The sequence below is a fragment of the Pantoea sp. CTOTU49201 genome (genome assembly GCF_032054795.1).
Classification (GTDB): Bacteria; Pseudomonadota; Gammaproteobacteria; order Enterobacterales; family Enterobacteriaceae; genus Pantoea; species Pantoea symbiotica.
Genome location: NZ_DAMBSA010000036.1, coordinates 1 through 18,985, shown reverse-complemented (window position 1 = coordinate 18,985; position 18,985 = coordinate 1). Strand labels below are relative to the sequence as shown.

The 18,985-nt window shown below is 52.9% G+C and carries 15 protein-coding genes and 2 pseudogenes; 10 read left to right on the top strand and 7 right to left on the bottom strand.

Going from position 1 to position 18,985, the window contains the following annotated elements; genetic code table 11:
• The first annotated feature begins 51 nt into the window (after positions 1-51).
• A complete protein-coding gene (gene fetA, locus RTY00_RS04560; protein ID WP_312663565.1) occupies positions 52-720 on the top strand; it encodes an iron efflux ABC transporter ATP-binding subunit FetA in 669 nt (222 codons plus the stop codon).
• On the top strand, positions 707-1,468 hold the full coding sequence (gene fetB, locus RTY00_RS04555; RefSeq protein ID WP_312663563.1) for an iron efflux ABC transporter permease subunit FetB: 762 nt from the start codon (positions 707-709) through the stop codon (positions 1,466-1,468). The genes fetA and fetB overlap by 14 nt, the downstream gene beginning before the upstream one ends.
• A 1-nt stretch (position 1,469) precedes the next feature.
• Here the strand turns inward: fetB and RTY00_RS04550 are convergent, their stop codons facing one another.
• Entirely contained in the window at positions 1,470-2,369 is a 900-nt protein-coding gene (locus RTY00_RS04550) for a LysR family transcriptional regulator (protein WP_312663562.1), read from the bottom strand.
• A 159-nt stretch (positions 2,370-2,528) separates the two neighbouring features.
• Between RTY00_RS04550 and RTY00_RS04545 the strand changes: the two genes are divergently transcribed.
• On the top strand, positions 2,529-3,035 hold the full coding sequence (locus RTY00_RS04545) for an SRPBCC domain-containing protein (protein ID WP_258145849.1): 507 nt from the start codon (positions 2,529-2,531) through the stop codon (positions 3,033-3,035).
• A gap of 43 nt (positions 3,036-3,078) precedes the next feature.
• Here RTY00_RS04545 and RTY00_RS04540 read toward each other — a convergent pair whose 3' ends face one another.
• On the bottom strand, positions 3,079-3,945 hold the full coding sequence (locus tag RTY00_RS04540) for a LysR family transcriptional regulator (protein WP_312663561.1): 867 nt from the start codon (positions 3,943-3,945) through the stop codon (positions 3,079-3,081).
• A 90-nt stretch (positions 3,946-4,035) separates the two neighbouring features.
• On the opposite strand from RTY00_RS04540, the gene RTY00_RS04535 reads away from it, so the two are divergent.
• Genes RTY00_RS04535 through RTY00_RS04525 form a run of 3 tightly spaced genes read left to right on the top strand, consistent with a single transcriptional unit; the run spans position 4,036 to position 6,616 of the window.
• On the top strand, positions 4,036-4,539 hold the full coding sequence (locus RTY00_RS04535; protein ID WP_312663560.1) for a lactoylglutathione lyase family protein: 504 nt from the start codon (positions 4,036-4,038) through the stop codon (positions 4,537-4,539).
• Positions 4,532-5,494: a zinc-binding dehydrogenase gene (locus RTY00_RS04530; RefSeq protein ID WP_312663559.1), complete on the top strand. Its 963-nt coding sequence runs from the start codon at positions 4,532-4,534 to the stop codon at positions 5,492-5,494. The genes RTY00_RS04535 and RTY00_RS04530 overlap by 8 nt, the downstream gene beginning before the upstream one ends.
• 18 nt (positions 5,495-5,512) lie before the next feature.
• Complete coding sequence (locus tag RTY00_RS04525; protein WP_312663558.1) at positions 5,513-6,616, top strand: NADH:flavin oxidoreductase/NADH oxidase; 1,104 nt, start codon at positions 5,513-5,515, stop codon at positions 6,614-6,616.
• A gap of 89 nt (positions 6,617-6,705) precedes the next feature.
• Here the strand turns inward: RTY00_RS04525 and RTY00_RS04520 are convergent, their stop codons facing one another.
• Together RTY00_RS04520 and RTY00_RS04515 are read right to left on the bottom strand one after the other, a co-directional pair.
• Positions 6,706-6,981 (bottom strand): hypothetical protein, encoded by a 276-nt coding sequence (locus RTY00_RS04520; RefSeq protein WP_312663557.1) that lies wholly within the window; start codon positions 6,979-6,981, stop codon positions 6,706-6,708.
• Between the two features lie 415 nt (positions 6,982-7,396).
• Positions 7,397-7,846, bottom strand: a pseudogene (locus RTY00_RS04515) (DUF2000 domain-containing protein); the annotation flags it as partial.
• A gap of 110 nt (positions 7,847-7,956) precedes the next feature.
• Between RTY00_RS04515 and RTY00_RS04510 the strand changes: the two are divergent.
• The 4 genes and pseudogenes from RTY00_RS04510 to RTY00_RS04495 all read left to right on the top strand — a co-directional run bounded on the left by RTY00_RS04510 (position 7,957) and on the right by RTY00_RS04495 (position 17,137).
• Positions 7,957-8,418 (top strand): annotated as a pseudogene (locus tag RTY00_RS04510) (Lrp/AsnC family transcriptional regulator).
• A 65-nt stretch (positions 8,419-8,483) separates the two neighbouring features.
• Positions 8,484-9,722: a hypothetical protein gene (locus RTY00_RS04505; protein WP_312663556.1), complete on the top strand. Its 1,239-nt coding sequence runs from the start codon at positions 8,484-8,486 to the stop codon at positions 9,720-9,722.
• A 272-nt stretch (positions 9,723-9,994) separates the two neighbouring features.
• Positions 9,995-16,006, top strand: coding sequence for an autotransporter outer membrane beta-barrel domain-containing protein (locus tag RTY00_RS04500; protein WP_312663555.1), 6,012 nt, complete (start codon positions 9,995-9,997; stop codon positions 16,004-16,006).
• A 390-nt stretch (positions 16,007-16,396) separates the two neighbouring features.
• Positions 16,397-17,137: a hypothetical protein gene (locus RTY00_RS04495; protein WP_312663554.1), complete on the top strand. Its 741-nt coding sequence runs from the start codon at positions 16,397-16,399 to the stop codon at positions 17,135-17,137.
• Positions 17,138-17,297: 160 nt separating this feature from the next.
• On the opposite strand, the gene RTY00_RS04490 is transcribed toward RTY00_RS04495, so the two are convergent.
• The 3 genes from RTY00_RS04490 to RTY00_RS04480 all read right to left on the bottom strand — a co-directional run.
• A complete protein-coding gene (locus tag RTY00_RS04490) occupies positions 17,298-17,549 on the bottom strand; it encodes a hypothetical protein (RefSeq protein ID WP_312663553.1) in 252 nt (83 codons plus the stop codon).
• A 163-nt stretch (positions 17,550-17,712) separates the two neighbouring features.
• Positions 17,713-18,249: a GNAT family protein gene (locus tag RTY00_RS04485; protein ID WP_312663552.1), complete on the bottom strand. Its 537-nt coding sequence runs from the start codon at positions 18,247-18,249 to the stop codon at positions 17,713-17,715.
• Between the two features lie 110 nt (positions 18,250-18,359).
• Positions 18,360-18,985 (bottom strand): VOC family protein (locus tag RTY00_RS04480; protein WP_312663551.1); only part of this gene is annotated, 626 nt, incomplete at its 5' end.

Here is an 18,985-nt window from a genome sequence, read left to right as displayed (position 1 = left end):
GACGCGCCCCGGCGCGCGCAAATCCCGAACGCCTTAATTTTGGAAGCAAATATGACCACCGATTTTCCCTTGCTGGATGTGCAGGGCGTAACCTTTTCGTTGCAGGGACGCATGCTGCTGGCGCCCGTTTCACTGCAACTCAACGCAGGAGAAAGGCTGTTGCTGACCGGTCCTTCGGGCAGCGGTAAAAGCACCTTGCTGAAGATTCTCGCCTCGCTTCTTGAACCGAGCGGCGGGCAGATCCTGTTCGAGAACCAGAATATTGCCAGCTTGAAAACCGAACATTATCGGCAACAGGTTTCCTATTGTTTCCAGACGCCGCAACTGTTCGGCTACACGGTGTACGACAACCTGGCGCTGCCGTGGCACATCCGCCAGCAGAAACCGTCGCGCGACAAGCTAGTTGAATCACTTGCCGATGTGCATTTGGCTGCTGACATGCTCGATAAAAAAATCGAGCAGCTGTCGGGCGGTGAGAAGCAGCGCGTAGGCTTGCTGCGCAACCTGCAATTTCTGCCGCAGGTGCTGCTGCTGGATGAAGTCACCAGCGCATTAGATGAAGAGAATAAAGTGATCATCAACGCATTGATTGATTCGCTGGTGCGCGAGAAGCGTCTCGCCGTGATCGGCATCAGCCACGATGGGCAAGAGATTCGCGAGGCACAACAGGTGCTGAAACTTGAGGCACCACAGCAGGGAAGCGCCGATGAGCCAGCATAATATTACCGACAGCTCGTTATTGCTTTCGCTGCTGCTGGTGGTGATTGCGCTGCTGATCAGCCAGAAAGAGAAGCTCGGCATGAGCAAAGACATCATCTGGAGCGTGTGCCGCGCCATTATCCAGCTGGTGATTGTTGGCTACGTGCTTAAGTCGATCTTTGACCTGAATAATGACTGGCTCACCGTGCTGATGGTGCTGTTTATCTGCGTCAATGCGGCGCTCAATGCGCGCAAGCGCAGCCTCAATATCAGCAACGGTTTTGTTATCTCGTTTGTGGCGATTACCACCGGCACCACGCTGACGTTGACCGTTCTGCTGCTTAGCGGTGCTATCGAGTTTATCCCGATGCAGGTGATCCCGATCTCCGGGATGATCGCTGGCAACGCGATGGTGGCGGTGGGCCTCTGTTTCAGCAATCTCAACCAACGCTTCAGCGATAACCGGCAAAAAATTCAGGAGATGCTGAGCCTGGGCGCACCGGTAAAAATGGCGTCGGCGCGCTTTATTCGCGACAGCATCCGCGCGGCGATGATTCCCACCGTTGATGGCGCCAAAACCGTGGGATTGGTGAGCTTGCCAGGCATGATGTCGGGGCTGATTTTTGCCGGTATCGATCCGGTGAAAGCGATTAAGTATCAGATTATGGTGACCTTTATGCTGATTGGCACGGCGAGTTTATCCACCATCATCGCCGCCTATTTAGCCTATCGGCGTCTGTATACCGCGCGGGCGCAGCTGAAGTTCTGACCTAAATTGCCGTGGCAAATAGCAAGTCGCGCAACCAACGATGTCCGGCATCGCGGTGCGTTCTTTCGTGCCACGCCACGGTTTTAGTGAAGCCCTGAATCTCCAGCGGCGGCGCGAAGACTTTCAATCCCGCGTGGTGCAGTGCCAGACGACGCGGCACCACGCTGATCAAATCGCTGACGCGCAAAATCTCCGGCAGCACTAAAAAGCTGCACACCGAAAGCGTGACGCGGCGCGAGCGTCCCATCGCATTCAAAGCCGCATCGGTGACGCCATGAAAACTCCCGCCGATATAAGACACCAGCGCGTGATCCTGCGCGCAAAAGTCGTCTAACGTGAGATTTTCATGGTGGGCGAGCGGATGATCGTCGCGCATCAGACAAACATACTCTTCAGCGTACAACGCGCGGGCATGCAGTTCGGGCGGAGCAGTATCGGGCGTGATCAAGGCGATATCCACCGATCCGCGTTCGAATTGTAGCGCCAACTGCTCATTGTTCACCGGCAATACCGCCACGCGAATGCCCGGCGCCTGCTGACGCAACGCCGCCATAAACGGCACGATCACCGCGCGCAGTGCGTAATCGGTGGCGGCAATATTGATGGTCATCTCAGCGGTGGCCGGATCAAATTGCTTCGGCTGCAGCAGCGCACTCACTTCCGTCAGAATACTCTTCACCGGCACCGCCAGTTCCAGCGCGCGCAGCGTCGGCACAATGCCGCGCTGGGTGCGGGTGAACAGCGGATCGTCAAAGCATTCACGTAACCGCGTCAACATGCCGCTGACCGCTGGCTGCGTCAGCGATAAACGCTCTGCCGCGCGCGTTACGCTGCGCTCATCGAGCAGTGCGTCTAGCGCTTTCAGTAAGTTGAGATCTAAAGTGCGGAGATCGGTTTTCATGGTCTTTATCTTTAGCGGGGATGCAGCAAGCATAGCGTGAGATATCACGATAATTAATATCAAAAATAAAAAATGGCGATTGGTGTTATGTCTCTGCCAGCCGGATACTGCGTCTGTCCATTACCAACCCACTTTAACCTTGGGATTAACCCGATGAAAATGAACGCGATTAACTGGCCCGAAGGCTTTGTACCAGGTTTTACGGATAACTACTGCTCGAATGAAGTGATCGTCGCAGGCCTGACAACTGCTGATATCTGGCCGCTGCTCAACACGCCAGCATTGTGGCCGAGCTACTACCAGAATTCCGCCAACGCGCGTTTTTATGACAATAAAGGCCCTGAACTGGAGCAGGACGCGCGTTTCTACTTTGAAACCTTTGGCTTCCCGGTTGAAGCGCAAGTCACTGAGTATGTGGCACCTGTAGCAGGCGAACCGGCGCGCGTTTCATGGCACGGCTGGGCGGGCGAGCCGGGTAGCGACGATCGTCTGGACGTGCTGCATGCGTGGTTGATTGAAGATCTTTCCGATAATCGCGTGCGCATCCTGACTCAGGAAACGCAAAACGGCAAACCCGCCGTCGAGCTGGCAAAAGCGCAGCCAAACCCGATGATTAACGGCCATCAGGATTGGCTGAATGGCCTGATTGCTGCCGCCAAATCGTAGGGTCGCCATTTATGGCGACCGCTGCTTATTTATGCCGACCATCTCACATATTACTGCTCAGCCAGCGCAGCGCTTGCTGCGCACGTGCTGACAGCGGCCACTCGGCGCGGTGAATCAGCCAGATGGTATCCACCAATTCGACGTTATCTGTGGCAACCGCAATCTCTGCTGGCCGCGCAAATGCCAGCCGGGCAAAGCGCGGCAGCACCGCGAAACCGAGGCCACGCGCAACCGGCTCCAGAATCAAACCGATTTGATTGCTGAAGCCACGCTGCGGCAAATTGCGTACGCCCGGATTGCCGGGAAAACGTCGGCTGAGCAATCGCGTTGCCATCGCTTGTCCATCGGGGTGATCGATGTAGCCAAGCGCTTCGAGATCTTCCCAACGGCTTACGTTCGCGCCCGCCGGGATAACCAGTTCGAGTGGCTCTTCGGCAAACTTCTCCGCCACCAGCCGTTTGTCGTCCGGTTTTTGCGTCACCAAACCCATTTCGTAGCGGTTATGCAGCACCGCATCCATCACTTCGCTATCGGGCGCGAAGCGATGGCGCACGCTGAGATCGGGATATTGCTGTTGTAGCGCCAGCAACAGCGGATAGAGACGCAGCCCGATGCTGCCGGGTGAAATCAGGCTCACTTCGCCGCAGGTGACGTCATCGTCGCTCAGCCGCAGGGCCAAATGCCGCTGAGCGCGATCCACTTGCTGGCAATAATCCAGCAACGCGCGTCCGGCTGGCGTCAGTTCGAGCGGACGTTTGGTGCGCAGCAGCAACGGACCCAGTTGCAGCTCAAGATGACGAATATGCTGGCTCACCGCCGCTTGCGTAATGCCCAGTCGCTCGGCGCTGTCGGTAAAGCTGCCAATCTCAGCTAGCGTGGCAAAAGAGGTTAACCATTGGGGATTGAACATAAGGATATTTTATAAAACCTATAACTTAATCACTGTTTTCATTATACAGATGCCCACGTAGTCTGGAGATCTATTCCTAACAGGAGATACATGATGACTGCCCCTTATCCGCGTACTTTTTCTCATATTGGTTTGTCAGTCACCGACCTTGATGCCGCAGTGAAGTTTTATACCGAGGTGATGGGCTGGTATCTGATCATGCCGCCAACCGCGATTCAGGAAGACGAATCCGCGATTGGCGTGATGTGCAGCGACGTGTTTGGTCAGGGCTGGGAGAAGTTTCGCATTGCACATCTCTCCACCGGCGATCGCGTCGGCGTCGAGATCTTCGAATTCAAAGCCGCTGAGAAACCGGAAAACAACTTTGAATACTGGAAAGCCGGCGTGTTCCACTTCTGCGTGCAGGATCCCGATATGGAAGGTTTGGCGGCGAAGATCGTCGCGGCAGGCGGCAAACAGCGCATGCCGGTACGTGAATACTTCCCCGGCGAAAAGCCTTATCGCATGGTGTACATGGAAGATCCGTTCGGCAACATCATTGAAATCTACAGCCACAGCTATGAGCTGACTTACTCCGCAGGTGCCTATGTCTGATAGCCGATTTTCAATGCCACAACAGTGGCGCGCCTGGACGTGGCAAGGCGAGGCGCTGCAGCAAAGTATGATCAGCGCAGAACCGCTGCAGCCGCACGATGTGCTGGTGCAGAACGCCGCGATTGGCCTTAATCCCGTCGACTGGAAAGTGCTCGAAAGTCAGGTTGGGCAAGTGCCGGGCGTTGACGGTGCCGGAACGGTGGTGGCGCTGGGCGCAGAGGTTGATCCCGGTATGCTCGGCGCACGCGTGGCCTACCATCAAAGCTTGCGCCGCAACGGCAGCTTTGCCGAGTTCACCGTGCTGGCGGCGCAGGTTTTGATGCGCCTGCCGGATGAGCTGGATTTTGCCACCGCAGCCTCTTTGCCGTGCCCGATGCTTACCGCCTGGCAGGCCATCGAGAAAGTGCCAATGCAGCCGGGTGCCGCGATCCTCATCGCTGGTGCAGGCGGTTCGGTGGGGCATTTTTTAGTTCAAATGGCGAAGGCACGCGGCTTTGAGGTGACGACGCTCAGCCATGAACGTCATTGGTCGCGTCTGCACGCACAGGGTGCGAAGTGCTGCCTAAGTGATTCAATGCACAATGCCGAAGCAACACAGCGACGCTACTTTGCGGTGATCGATGCCGTTGGCCCGGAGCATGCCGCACGTCTGGCGGATAACCTGCTGGCGAACGGTCATCTGGTGTGCATTCAGGGACGTGTTGAACAGTGGCCGTGCAGCCCGTTTGGTCGAGCGCTTTCGCTGCATGAAGTGGCATTAGGCGCATTACATCTGCACGGTGATGCGCAGCAGTGGCGCGCGTTAACGCAGCAGGGTGAACGTCTGATGGCGCAGCTGGTGCAAGGCAAACTGGAAAGCGAGCAGTTGCTGCGTTTTCCTTACGATCAATTACCTGCGCAGCTGCTGGCGTTGCAACATCGCAACTTCAGCGGCAAGCAGATCATTTTGCTCTAATCAGTTTCAGAGGTGGTTATGTCAGGCCTATTTACGCCCTTTACCTTGAAAGATGTCACGCTGCGTAACCGCATCGCAGTGCCACCGATGTGCCAATACAGCGCGGTGGATGGCATGAGTAACGAGTGGCATCGCGTGCATTACAACAGCCTGGCGCGTGGCGGCGCAGGATTGGTGATTGTTGAAGCCACCGCAGTATCGCCGGAAGGGCGCATTACTCCCGCTTGCCTCGGCATCTGGAATGATGAGCAGGCGGAAAAGCTGGCGCAGATTGCGCGTGAAATCAAAGCGTCAGGTGCGGTGCCGGGCATTCAAATTGGTCATGCCGGACGCAAAGCCAGCGCCAATAAGCCGTGGGAAGGTGATGACCATATCGCCGCCGATGACGCTGCCGGTTGGGAAACCATTGCGCCATCCGCCGTGGCGTTTGGTCAAAACCTGCCGCGTGTGCCGCAAGCGATGACGCATGCGGATATTCAGCGCGTGCGCGAAGACTTTGTGCGTGCCGCTCAACGCGCGCGTGATGCTGGTTTCGAATGGCTCGAGCTGCACTTCGCGCACGGCTATCTGGCACAGAGTTTCTTCTCGGTGCACGCCAATCAGCGCACGGATGAATACGGCGGCGATTTGGTTGGTCGCAGCCGTTTCCTGCATGAAACCTTCGATGCGGTGCGCGCGGTATGGCCAGAAAATCTGCCGCTGACTGCGCGTTTTGGCGTGCTGGAGTTTGATGGCCGCGATGACGAGACGCTGCAGGAATCCATCACGCTCACCAAACAGTGGCGTGAAAAGGGTCTGGATCTGCTGAGCGTCAGCGTGGGCTTCTCCACGCCGGATGCCAATATTCCTTGGGGACCCGCGTTCCTGGCATCCATCGCCGAACGTGTGCGCCGTGAAACGCAGATTCCTGTGGCTTCGGCGTGGGGCATCGATGCACCGGCGATTGCCAATCAAACCATCGAAAAAGGCCAGCTGGATTTAGTGATGGTGGGGCGCGCGCATCTGAAAAACCCTAACTGGGCATATCAGGCCGCGCTGGCACTGGATAAGAGCGAACCTTCCTGGGTGCTGCCCGCGCCTTACGCACACTGGCTGGAGCGCTATCGGGTGAGTGAGGCCTAAAACCCCATGTAACCAGGTGCGCATAAATGCGCACCCTACAAAATCCTCGTAGGGTCGCCATTCATGGCGACCGATCCTCAGGATTCAGCTTACTTATACGTCACTTCAATAATCTTAAGATTATTAACCGATTTAACGCGTACGGAGCCAAGTTGATACGGCAGCGTTTGTTGTGACTGATTGAGCGCAATCGTACGCACTTTATCAACACCTTGGCGCGTGCAGGTCACTGAAGTCCCTTGCTGTTGAGTGGTCGTGGTACAGGCCGGTTCAACAATCGCACCACTGAAGTAAATCGTGCCACTCTCCGCCATCGCCGTTTGCAGCAGCATCAGGCCTGACAATAAAACCAGGACTTTACACATAGGCTATCCTCCAGAACGTCTAAAAGGATTTTCGTCCTCTTATGCTTAAACTTTAGAGGATGAGAAGCGGCTTAGGAAAAATCCTGGGTTTTGCATTTATTGTTTGTTCATCCGTCCGCCGTAGACTTTCAAGCCAGCCGTGGAGAGATTTGTCCGCTTTGAGCGAAGATAAGACATTCGCAGTATGATGAAGCCAATACTTAAAACGTGGCGTATTAAACAACAGGGAGAAGGTCAGGCCAGTCGGCTATGATGCTAAGCACATGGCGGCGAGTTCGATCTGTTACATAATTAACAAGCGTTCACGCATTGCTTCGATACTGTTCGGCCTGAAGCCGAAAACGAAGAAAATCGCCGAGCCGCTGGAAGCGCGGATGTAAATTTTAAACAAGCGCGATATCGTAATAAACCCTTGACGATACAACTTCAAATTCCCGGTCAACCGGTTGATCTTCTTGTTAGTTCCGACCAAACCTATTGCTACCAACTCATTATGTTCGCTCGGCTTGCTGGCGATGCGTTCGCCATAATTCGTGTAGATTTTGCATGATTGTGCCAACGCGCTTAACGGCAGGCCGAAAATCTCGCTATCCGCACTGCTCACCTTCTGCAACTCGCGCAGATAATTGCCTTCCGCCAATAACACCGGAAGCAGCGCAACAATCACGCCGGGATAATTCACGCCAACCGCGCGCCATTGATCCACTCCGACTCGATTCCCCATCAACTTTCCAAAACATATGCCGATAACACTTGCAGCATTCATTGCTAATCTAGAGGGCAATTGTTGATCGATTACGATAGTGCAGCGATGCGTGTTTGCGTCGAATTCCCTTGGCTTCTTACTTGAGCGGTTAAGGTGCAAATAGTATGCGCCAGGGCGCGAGAAAGGTGCTTGCGTAATGCATTGCAAAACGCGTGTTTTAGGGATTAAACATTTAAGAAGCGCCAATAAAAGGAAAGGATCTTCGTCTAATGTTCTTGAGCAAGACAGATATTAAAATTCTCCAGCAGTTGCAGCAGTACGCGCGCATCACCAATCAACATCTCGCCGATGAAATTGGCCTCTCCGCATCGCCAACTTGGCGCAAAGTCCGCAAGCTGGAAGAGGACGATGTGATCCAAGCTTATCGCGTCGTGATTAATCAAAAAAAGATTGGCCTTAATGTGATGGTATTTGTACGCGTCACCTTTGATAGCCACAGCGCAGCAGAAGCACGTAAATTTGAACAAGAAGTGATGGCATTAGATAATGTGGTTTCCTGCTTGAGCATCGGCGGCGATACGGATTTCTTATTATAGGTGGTGGCCGTAGATATGGATGCGTACGCGGATTTTGCGATGTTGGTGATCCGTAGGTTGCCGGGGATTACAGAGATGCAGAGTGTGTTGGTGATGAAGGAGATAAAGGGAGTGGCGGCTTGGAGTATTATATAAATTCGGTGATGATTATTTCATGAGAAAATTAATTTTGATCATTTATATTAAGTGGATTTAAAATCATGTCTACAAGTAATTATACCATTAACGGACTAAAGGCGATATTTGATGGAATGGCAGAAAATATACCTATGGCAAAACGTACTAGATCCGGAGTTTTGCTACCCCTCGACAATAATGGGAGCTTTTATCATGTCACTAATGCCCATAAGCGTGGTACCCCAGAACATTTAAAATATGGTGATTCTTGGTTTGAATATAAGATAATTTGTAATTCTGAAGAATATGAGAGGATTTTAAACCCTAAAGTTCTTGAAGATCATCTTTTGAAACTTCGCGCAAATGCGATTCTAGACCACATGAGAGCGATTCGCGTATTTGCGGAAAGATTCAAACACTCGCAAGAGGTTTCACTAAGTAAGTGGTACAGAAATAATGATCGTGATAATAAATACTTGGATAATATATCCAAAGGTAACTTAAGGAAGCTCTCTAAAGTACCTGCCGGTACAGCTATGATTAATCGCGCAAATGCCATCTGTATGAAGCTAAACGAAGGAAATATTATTGTTGTATCTGAAAAAATGATGTATGCGCTATATTTCTTTAATATTTTTATATATGGTACAAGCTTAGGATTTGATGAGCAAGAATGTTTTATTGGTTATGTTATTGCGTTAAGAACATATTATGGTTATGAGTCAATAGACTTTGATTTGGACTCAAGAGGTGTCTTTGATGATGAAACTGAAGGTCATTTGCAAAAATTAACAACAGATCAATATAACTTTATATTAGGGCATGAATATGCACACCACCTGCTTGGGCATTTGGATGATAGTAAATTAATTGATGAATGCAACTTTGGAGGGGACAAAACAGGAAGGCTAACGCATTATAAACATAGATTCAAAGAAGAATATGATGCAGATTGGCATGCGATTAAAAATGTTACTGGAAATAATAAATTCAAAGATGACCTTACCAATGCTGCTTTTTCTTGCTTCTTATTCTTCTATGTATTAGAAAGTGTTGACGAATACTTATCTCCTCGAGGGAATTCTAAACCGCGAACTCATCCTCCAGCATTAGATAGAATTAGTCAACTAAGGAAGAGAGTTAGATCTTCCTTTGGAATTAATAATGATTATCTTGAAAATGTCCAGAAGTATGTTGATCAGATAACACTGCATTTTTTAACAGAATTGCTTCCATTTAATATGGATGAGTTTGAAATTTATGGCTCATATTATTTCCATCGTTTCAAACCTATCATTCAAAGAGATAGAATAGACTTTTGATAAGGACAATTGATTTCAAACGTGCAATTTCGCGCGTTTGAATAAATTTTCAGTTCCATACCTAAGTGTTAAAGTTATAGCCAAATTCCTAAATCCCATCTCCCGCCTCACAATTCCTTAACTCAAACTAGACGTTTCCTGCGCAATACGTAGATACTCATTACACCAGATGCCAAAGATTAAATTTCTGAAACAAATTATATCAGCGACTTAACTTCCAGCGCATTGGCTTACCGTTGCGCGCGTTGTCTTTCTCCTTTGAGGAATACATTGTGTTCAAATTAAATCCGGTGTTACTAAGCCTTGTGGCGGCGCAAGGTATGATGTTCCCTACCTCACTGTCGTGGGCGGCGGAGTTAAAACCTTATACGCCTGAAATTAATGACAATAAAATTGGGGCTTATTGCTTATGCAATGGCTCGACGCAAACGCTGCGCGGTTTACCGCAATTCTCGCCAGGTGAAAGCGGGGCAACCACGGTGACGTTTGGCGAATTGCAAAGTATTGGTCGAATAATCAATGACAACTTGATTGACGAGCCGCGGCTGCAAATAGGCCAGCAGAATCTCACCATTCAAATACCGAGTTTCGAAGATTGGATATATACAACTTACGACGTTTATAACTCCGCAGATTTAGTCGATTTACCGAGTGTCGGCCTCGATACCGTAGTGCCAGATTATTATGATGTAAACGACAAACAATATATTAATGCGCGCATCGGTTCCGTCAGCAACGGCACGCTAAATATCGATATTGGCGAACATGGCGCGGCGGCTAATTCCTCTACTAATAGCTGGTCGATGGCGGCCAAACAAAGCCAACTGTTTACCGCTACCAAAAACGGTCATCTCAACTGGAATTCCGATAACCGCATCGCCTTTAGAGCGGCCACGCCACCTTATGGTGGCGATCGTCTGGCGTACGACGTAGGCAGCGTGGTGGATTATGCCGGAGCCATCAGCGTTTCAACCCTGGATGGCGGTATCACCCACTTCAACATCAACAATATCAACGATCTGCGTCACTATAATGATTGGCTGATCGAGCAAGTCACCTTATCCAACCTCAGCACCGACCGCTACAACGACGAATTCCACAAAGCCTTCATCCAGCGCGACGGACGCGTGGTGTATCGCATGAGCACCAACAATTACGACGACGAAGTGGCGCAAGCGCTGGGCGATCAAGTGGTGCTGAGCGCGGATGGCAAAAATGCCAGCGTGAAAATCAGTCGCGGCAAAACCCTCGAAGTGCTGGATAGCCACAGCGCGGTGATGCGCGCCAGCAACGGTGCGAAAGCCATTATCAACGGCAAACTTTCTAGCAACGGCTCCGGCTTAGAACTGCTGAGCAACGCACGCGGTCGCAATAACGGCGTGATCAACGCTGGATTCCTCAACAACGCTGACGGCAAAGGCGTCGATAGCAACACCTTAGGCGCAGGCATTGGCGTGCTTGCCTCCAACGGCAGCCGCTTCAGCAATGACGGCGTGATCAACTTCCAGCCTGGCAACAGCGCTAGCGCGGCGATTACGCTCTACGATGCGCGCGCGATCAATCGCGGCAATATCAATCTCGGCGTCACCGAAACCATCGGCAGCGGCTCGATGACCGGCGTGATCGCCAGCGGAGCAGGCGGTTTCACCAACGCCAAAGGCGGCACCATTTACATCGGGCGCACGCCGCAAAATCACGAGAACGACCCAACCAGCGATGTAGCGGTGAACCTCAGCGGCGGCGCAAGCGCCATTCGAGGCTTTCTCGATTCCCGCATCGTCAACAACGGACGCATTGTGATCGGCTCGCTGGCGCAGAATGCCGTTGGCATGCTGGTTGAATACGGCCCGAATGCCATCGCGCGTAACAAAGGCGTGATCGATGTGAATGGGATGGCAGAAGGGCAGCCGCGCGAGAATATCGGCATGTTGGTGGTTGATTCCGGTAGCGGCGGCAAAGTCGGCAATGGCAAAGCGGGCACCATCAACCTCAACGGCTACAACAGCACCGGCCTCAAAGTTATCGCTCATGCGGGCAGTAGCGCTGAAGCTTATTCTCGCGGTGCCATCAACATCCTCAGCGATACTGGCCAATATGGCACAACCGATAACAACACTGCCGTTTGGGTCATCGGCGAAGAGGGCGGTAAGGCCGTTGCCAACGTTAGCGGACCGATTCAGCTTGGCGGCAACGATGCGATTGGTATTCGCGCCGAAGGCAACGCCACGGTGAACGTCAGCGCCAACGCGATTCCGGTTGCCGGGCCGCGCGATATCTGGGGCCTGGAACGGCAAATCAGTTTCTACACTAAAGGTGAAAACGCCAAAATCAACCTACCGAAAAACGGCAGCTACTCGACATCGGTGGTCGATGGCACGATTTTCCGCGTGGAGGATGGCGCAGACTTTGACGGACGTGGTTTAACCCTTTCCATGAACGAATTGAATACTACCGGCGTGTATGGCAGCGGCGTGGGAACCCAGGTTAATACTAACGGCGCAACGCTAAATATTGGCAATGGGGGCGGTGGGGGTATCGGGGGCACCGGGCTAAAAATTGCGCATGGCGCGCAAGGGACGATTGATGCCGCGACACGCTTAAACCTTGATGGTTCTAGCGTGTTGGCGGCAGAAGTTGATGGCTTAGCCTACACGTTGCAAGGCGCGGCCATTGATTTCGAACACGGATTCAATACCGATACGCATCTCACCAACCATGCTGAGATTAACGGTAGTGGCAGATTTCAGGTCGGCTTAATCGCCCGCAATCAAGCTCAGCTCACCAACACCGGCGACATCACTTTTACCGGTGAGGACAGCGGCGGCATTTACGTGGAACGCGGCGGAAAGGCGTTCAACAGCGGCACCATCAACATGACACTGCGCGGACAAGCGCTGTATGCCTATGGTTTGCAGTATGACTCCGATACCACCGCGCTGAGTGAAATCTCCAACAGCGGCACCATCAACATCTACAACCGCGACAGTTTTGAGTTGAACACCACCATTGGTCTGGTCGCCAGCAACTATTTGGCGCGCATCTACCAAAACGGCACCATCAATCTGTATGGCGATAATGCGATGGGCGCCAACGCATTTTTAGGTGGTCGAATCACGTTTGGCCCGGATAGCCGCATCACCTTCAACGACCCGAATCAAACCGGCTATCGCGCCACCGATGAGGGAACGCAATTAATCAGCAACGGCAACAATGTGGATGTCAGCAGCGCGAATTCGAAACTGTATGACATCAGCAATGGCGCGTGGCTGTATACGCAAGCTCCCGGCAACGTGACGCTCAGCGGCGAAAATAGTCGCGGTGTGGTGCTGAGCGGCGAGGGCACGCAAGTATCTTACACCGACAACTATGTGGCGAGCGGCAAAGGTGCTGTGGTGATGAGCGCCAGCAACCGCGCCGAGGGCGTGATCAGCAGCGGCATTACGCTCAGCGGTGAAAACACCACCGCCGCGATTGTCAGCGGCGATGAAACGGAAATCTACGCGGCCTCCACTATCAGCGGCAACGGCGCAAACGCGACGGCGTTTGATGTCAGCGGCGGTGCGCGCCTGTTTAACCAGTATCAAGGCGTGGTGGATCTCGGCGGATCGAACAACACCGGCGCGCGCGTGCATGACGGCGGCAACTTCATCAATCGCGGCAGCATGCACATTGCGTCAGGCATTGGCGTCGATGTGTCAAGCGGTTACGGTCAATATGTGCCGGTCGATAGCGCATTGCGCGTCGATGATGGCATTGCAGCGATGCGTGTCGGCAGCGGCGCATGGATGAAAATCTACGGCGACGGCCAAGGCTACAGCGTGATGCAGGCCAACGGCAGCGCCGACGGCTTGTTGCTGGATGTCGGCGCGGATGGGTTCGAAGCCGACAACATCACTATCGGCGCGTACGGCAGCGGCAGCGCAATCAATAACCGCGCCGAAACACCAAACATCAATTTGGATAACGTGCGTTTAGAGGTGGCAAACGGTAACGGCATTCGCTCGGCGACCTCATTCAATTCCGCTGGCAGTGCGCAAATTAACGTTAGCGGTACGGGCACCGGTTATCGCTTTGAAAACGCCAATGGCTCAACCACCAGCAACGATCTGGTGATCGGGCCGGATTATTCGATTGTGGTAGCAGGAACCGGCAATGGCGTGATCGCCAACACAAGCGGCAACGTGATTTCTAAGGGCTTGATTGATATTCAGGCGGCGAACGGCGGCTCGGCAATTGTCACCAAAACCGCCAGCCAGGTGATTAACCAGGGCACCATCAGTTCGCAAAGTCGCGTTGCGCCGCTGATCGACCTGCGCGGCGGGCAAACGGTGTTTATCAATGAAGGCACCATTAATGCACCGTTCCCTGATCAGGTTGTCGTGGCGGGCGGCGCAACCAATGACGTCATTGCGCTGTTGGATGGTGCGGTGGTCGGCGATGTGAACACCGGTAACGGACGCGATGAACTGATTGTCACCGGCGGCACCATCAATGGCAGTTTGACGATGGGCAGCGGCGCGGCTAATCAGGCCACGATGCAGAAGGTGAGTCTGGCTGACACGCGTCACATCACCACGGAAAATGGCGCGGGCAGCACGCTCAATCTCAGCCAACTCAAGGCACGCGGCGGTTCATTCGCTAGCGATGATGCGGCAAAAGGCACCAATCTGGGTTCAGGCTGGAGCACGCTGAACTTCCAGAAAACCCAATGGACGTTAACCGACAACATCAAACTGGCGCACAGCACGATTAACGTGGATGCGGGAAGTACGCTGTTCGCGGGTGACAACGTCAATCCGCTGTTGCAGGGCAGAACCAGCGATTCGCTGGTGGTGAATAATGCGGGCACCCTGGATCTCACCAACGGCGGCAACACGGCGGCGAACACGCTGACGATTGACGGCGAACTGGCGTCGGCGGGCGGCAGCGTCAAGCTGAACGCCACAGCAGCAGGCAGTGATATGGTGCTGGTGAATGGCGCGGCATCGGGCGTGACGCAGGTTGAAGCAAAACTCGCGGGAGCGCCGCTGCTCGACAGCAATGGCGATGGCGTGATCTCTGCGAACGAAGGCGTGTCGCTGGCGCAGGTTTCCGGCAGCGCGAATGCCAACAGCTTTGCGCTGAAAAGCGGCTATGTCGCATCCGGGCCGTGGCAATACGGTTTATACAGCTTCGCACCGGGCAGTAATGACCCAGCCCTTAGCGCGTTAGGCGGCAGCGCGTGGGATTATCGACTGGCGAACGCCTTAGTGTGCGAAGACGGCAGCCTGTGCCAGCCGTCAGCAGGCAGCGCACAAAGCGTCGCGCGTCTGGCGGTAACGCCGCAGGTGCCGTCCTACATCTCTGCGCCGGTTGGCCTCGCTTATTACTCGCTGGCAATCACCGACGATCTGCATAAACGCCTCGGTGAACTGCGCCTGCAGCAGGCAAATCCGGATGCGGTTGGCGGCGAGATGTTCATCCGCTACATCGGCTCCAACCTGAAATACCAGACCAATCAAAGCGTAAGCAATTACGGCTACGACTTCGATCTCGACTACAGCGCGGTGCAGCTCGGCGGCAACGTGATTCGCGTGGACGGCGCGGACAGCAGCCTGCGCGGCGGCGTGGCCTACACGCGCGGCAACACGCGCATTCGCCCGCACGCAGCAGATGGCTATAGTTCGACCAGCTTCGACAGCGACACGCTGTCGCTGTACGGCACATGGCTGCGCGACAGCGGTTTTTACGTGGACGGCTCGCTGAGCTGGGGCTGGCATCGCGGCGCGACTGACATTGCACGGCAGAAAGATGTCGCCAAACCAAAAGGCAAAGGCTGGACGGCTTCGGTTGAAACCGGTTATCCGCTGGAACTGGGCGGCGGCGTGCGCATCGAACCGCAGGCGCAGATCACCTGGCTGCAAATGAAGATGGACAGCTTCACCGACCGCGATGACACCCGCGTTTCCTACGACGATTACAGCCAGACGATTGGCCGCGTCGGCGCGCGCGTGGATAAAACCTGGCAGGACAGCAGCGCGAATCAGTACACGCCGTATCTGCGCGTGAATTACACGCAGGGTTGGGGCGGCACCGCCAAAGCGAAGATCGGCGCGGCGGATGTTGGCGGCGGTGAAACCTTCGACAGCGGCAAGTTCGGCAAAATGTGGGATGTCGGCGTGGGCGGCACCGCGACGGTAAACAAGGATGTGGCGCTGTACGCCGAAGCTGATTACCGCAAAGAGATCGACGGCAACGGCGCGAAAGGCTGGCGTTACAACGCGGGCGTGCGCTGGTCGTTTTAATTGAAACGGTCGCCTTTGGAGTGATGATAGTGAATGTCTACGGGAACGGGGTCACTCCATTTGAGCAACTTTAACGTTTATTAACATGAGGTCACAACCTCTAAGGCTGCCTTGTGGACTCAGGAGGATTATCATCAATTACAACTGGTGATTATTTAAGTCCGCTCTTGTTACAAAGCGACCAAACCCGAAGAAAACGACGTCTGCTATGAGCGAACAGCGGACATTGCTCACAGCATTCGATTTGAATAAACGGTTGAGAAGTTCACGTCTGTAACAATAGCCTGTTAGCCTAATTCAGTTGCAATGATTTAAACCCTATACGCTCAACTACCTATCCATTTGGGAGTTACTAACGCTAACTATTATTTGCGGAGCAGGAGTACAGAGATGAATTTTACAGACGATAAAATGCTGGGATATGACAATGCATATCAGGTTTTTTCAGCCGGGGACGAGCTTGTTTTAGACAAAAATTACCGCCGTGCTCACCTTCCATTGGTTAATTCGTCTCATCCAGATGTCATAGCCAATGATGAAGACTACTGTATGGGGACATATAACACCCACCGGCGTTCAATTGTGCTTCCCGTCAGTGATGAACGTCTGCGCCAAACAACCACCTTTATCCATATAGAAAAGGCTCTGCGCAACGCTTCGTTTGCAAGCAAGATAGCCTGGGACTTGCTGGAAAAAAGGAAAAACCTGTTACATGCGACAATCAGTAGCGGGTTGAAGGATGATTGCGTTGAACTTGCTATTGAAACTCTTCAGACATTCCTGGATACCGAACCAGTAAAAAAATACAGGCTAGGTGGAGTTTTCATGGGGCCGGTTAATACTGGAAGACTTTATCTAAAGGTGTATCCCGAAGAGACCGGTTCGGGGCACATATTCGGCGAGCTCCAGTCACTACTCGGGCTTCAGCAAACATCGTTTTTCCTGGTGGGGTATTTTAACCTGACAGAACATCTCAATAAGCCTGAAACGATGGAGCTTTCTGAGATTCTCAATCGTTATTGTAATGAAACGCTTTGGGAAGATGAACTCAGAGAGTTATGGCTTATTTCAACACATGATGACTTGGTCCTGAGCGGTAAAATATCCAAAAAAATTTTCAGGTCTATCTGACAGCAATTGATACCGGCCAAATGGCTCCAGCGGATGAGTTTAAATAAACAACCACTACAATATGCAAGAAACTTACGATGTTGGCATTAAACTGCCCAAGGGCATGGCTGAAAGGGCTGCTATGAGCGAACAGCGGACCTTGCTATAATTAATGATCTCATTACTTGATGCCATAATTAGCAGGTAGAGACCTGACGTAATCTGCAATTTCTCCATTATAAAGAGCCGAGATACTTTCAAAGACATCCGCTATATCTTTTCGGTTATCTTCATCAAGGGACTGAAGCGTTCCTGCAATACTTTCTTGTATCTCAATGGCTACATCAGGATTAATTAAAGTTTCCGCGGTAAATTCGAGTGCGATAGCTATATCAGCTATGACTTTCACTAATTGTATAGATTGTGATGACATATGAACCTCTTCTTAGCTTTTGACGGGATTCCTGCGCATCAACTTAACATGAAGTTAGCAACGTCCGCTCCTGGCACAAAGCGGACATCTCTATGTTTGTTCGGTTTGAATATGTCTAAGACGTTAATTAAAACTGATCCCAATCTGAGTTGATAAAAAGGTATTACAACCCATATTCCCCACACAGCAACCCAAACACCCAATCGTTATGCCACGCATTTCTCAGCCAGTAACTTTCCCGCAGTTCGCCCTCTAATTTAAAGCCGACTTTTTCCAGTAGCCGACGCGAGGGTGCATTGCCTGCCGTAACGGTGGCGCTCAAACGTCGAATGCCACCGTCGCTGAATGCATAGTCACAAATCGCGCGGAGCGACTCCAGCGCATAGCCTTTACCTTGCGCTTCTGGTGCGAACAGAAAGCCGACTTCGGCGCAGTCATTTTCACGATGAATATAGCCGCTGACGCCGATGCGATTGCCTGACTGTTTTTCCCGCACCACCAGACACAACCAGTGCGCGCTGCGTGGCGACCAAAGCGGCAATCTCGCTGTGAAATCGGCGAGAATTTTTTCTTCAGATTTTGCATCGGCAATGTAATGCATGACCTGTGGCGAGAGCTGGAGCTGACTGAAGAAATCCCAGTCGTCTTCGGTGATCTGCGAGCAGGTGAGTCTGAGGGTTTCAATGAACACGTTTGTCATCAAGTTCACCTTCACTGGTGCATTGAGAAGAAGAACCTATTTTAACCAGGTCGCCATAAATGACGACCCTACAAAATCACGTAGGGTTGCCATTTATGGCAACCTGGGAATCACAACAGGAACCGCAACGCCACGCCAAATGCCTGCTCGGCACCGACAATAATCGCCGACGCTTCCTCGCGGAACGGCACGTCGCCGAGCAGCAAGCTGGCTTTCACCTTGCGCAGATCCGTGGTGCGCAAACTCAATCCTGCCATGCGCGCGCTGCCGTCGTAATCGATGGGCAATCCGGCGAAGCGCTGCGTGACGTATTCCGCAGAGGCAAAGCGCACCGTCGCCACGCCCGCTTTGAGCACAAACGCGCCTTCCTGACAGGCGGTGAGCTTATCGGCACCAAACAAGCGGCTGTAAGGCTGGGCGGCGGCGGCGGGATCATGCGCCACCACCACGAATTCGACGATATCGCTCACGCCATTGGGATGGACGCGCCACGCGTCCTGCCATACCGAATCCGGCGTGTCATGCTGGCAAAAGAAGCTACGACCATTCGGCACCAGCGACGGGCGTAGCCGCACGGTGCGGAAGCGCGCTTCCTGCTCGGTGCCGTCCGGCAACGTCACAGGGCGGAAAAAGCTCGCCGGCAGATCGCCGTCGATGTCCTGGCTCTCCAGATAGCGCCATACCGCGTCGGCATCCTCGGTTTTCCACACTAAACCGCTGAGGCCAATCGGCGACT

Bases quoted from the DNA above. Each gene is read 5' to 3' on its own strand.
- fetA (WP_312663565.1), top strand. From the start codon at position 52: ATGACCACCGATTTTCCCTTGCTGGATGTGCAGGGCGTAACCTTTTCG.
- fetB (WP_312663563.1), top strand. From the start codon at position 707: ATGAGCCAGCATAATATTACCGACAGCTCGTTATTGCTTTCGCTGCTG.
- RTY00_RS04550 (WP_312663562.1), bottom strand. From the start codon at position 2,369: ATGAAAACCGATCTCCGCACTTTAGATCTCAACTTACTGAAAGCGCTA.
- RTY00_RS04545 (WP_258145849.1), top strand. From the start codon at position 2,529: ATGAACGCGATTAACTGGCCCGAAGGCTTTGTACCAGGTTTTACGGAT.
- RTY00_RS04540 (WP_312663561.1), bottom strand. From the start codon at position 3,945: ATGTTCAATCCCCAATGGTTAACCTCTTTTGCCACGCTAGCTGAGATT.
- RTY00_RS04535 (WP_312663560.1), top strand. From the start codon at position 4,036: ATGATGACTGCCCCTTATCCGCGTACTTTTTCTCATATTGGTTTGTCA.
- RTY00_RS04530 (WP_312663559.1), top strand. From the start codon at position 4,532: ATGTCTGATAGCCGATTTTCAATGCCACAACAGTGGCGCGCCTGGACG.
- RTY00_RS04525 (WP_312663558.1), top strand. From the start codon at position 5,513: ATGTCAGGCCTATTTACGCCCTTTACCTTGAAAGATGTCACGCTGCGT.
- RTY00_RS04520 (WP_312663557.1), bottom strand. From the start codon at position 6,981: ATGTGTAAAGTCCTGGTTTTATTGTCAGGCCTGATGCTGCTGCAAACG.
- RTY00_RS04505 (WP_312663556.1), top strand. From the start codon at position 8,484: ATGTCTACAAGTAATTATACCATTAACGGACTAAAGGCGATATTTGAT.
- RTY00_RS04495 (WP_312663554.1), top strand. From the start codon at position 16,397: ATGAATTTTACAGACGATAAAATGCTGGGATATGACAATGCATATCAG.
- RTY00_RS04490 (WP_312663553.1), bottom strand. From the start codon at position 17,549: ATGTCATCACAATCTATACAATTAGTGAAAGTCATAGCTGATATAGCT.
- RTY00_RS04485 (WP_312663552.1), bottom strand. From the start codon at position 18,249: ATGACAAACGTGTTCATTGAAACCCTCAGACTCACCTGCTCGCAGATC.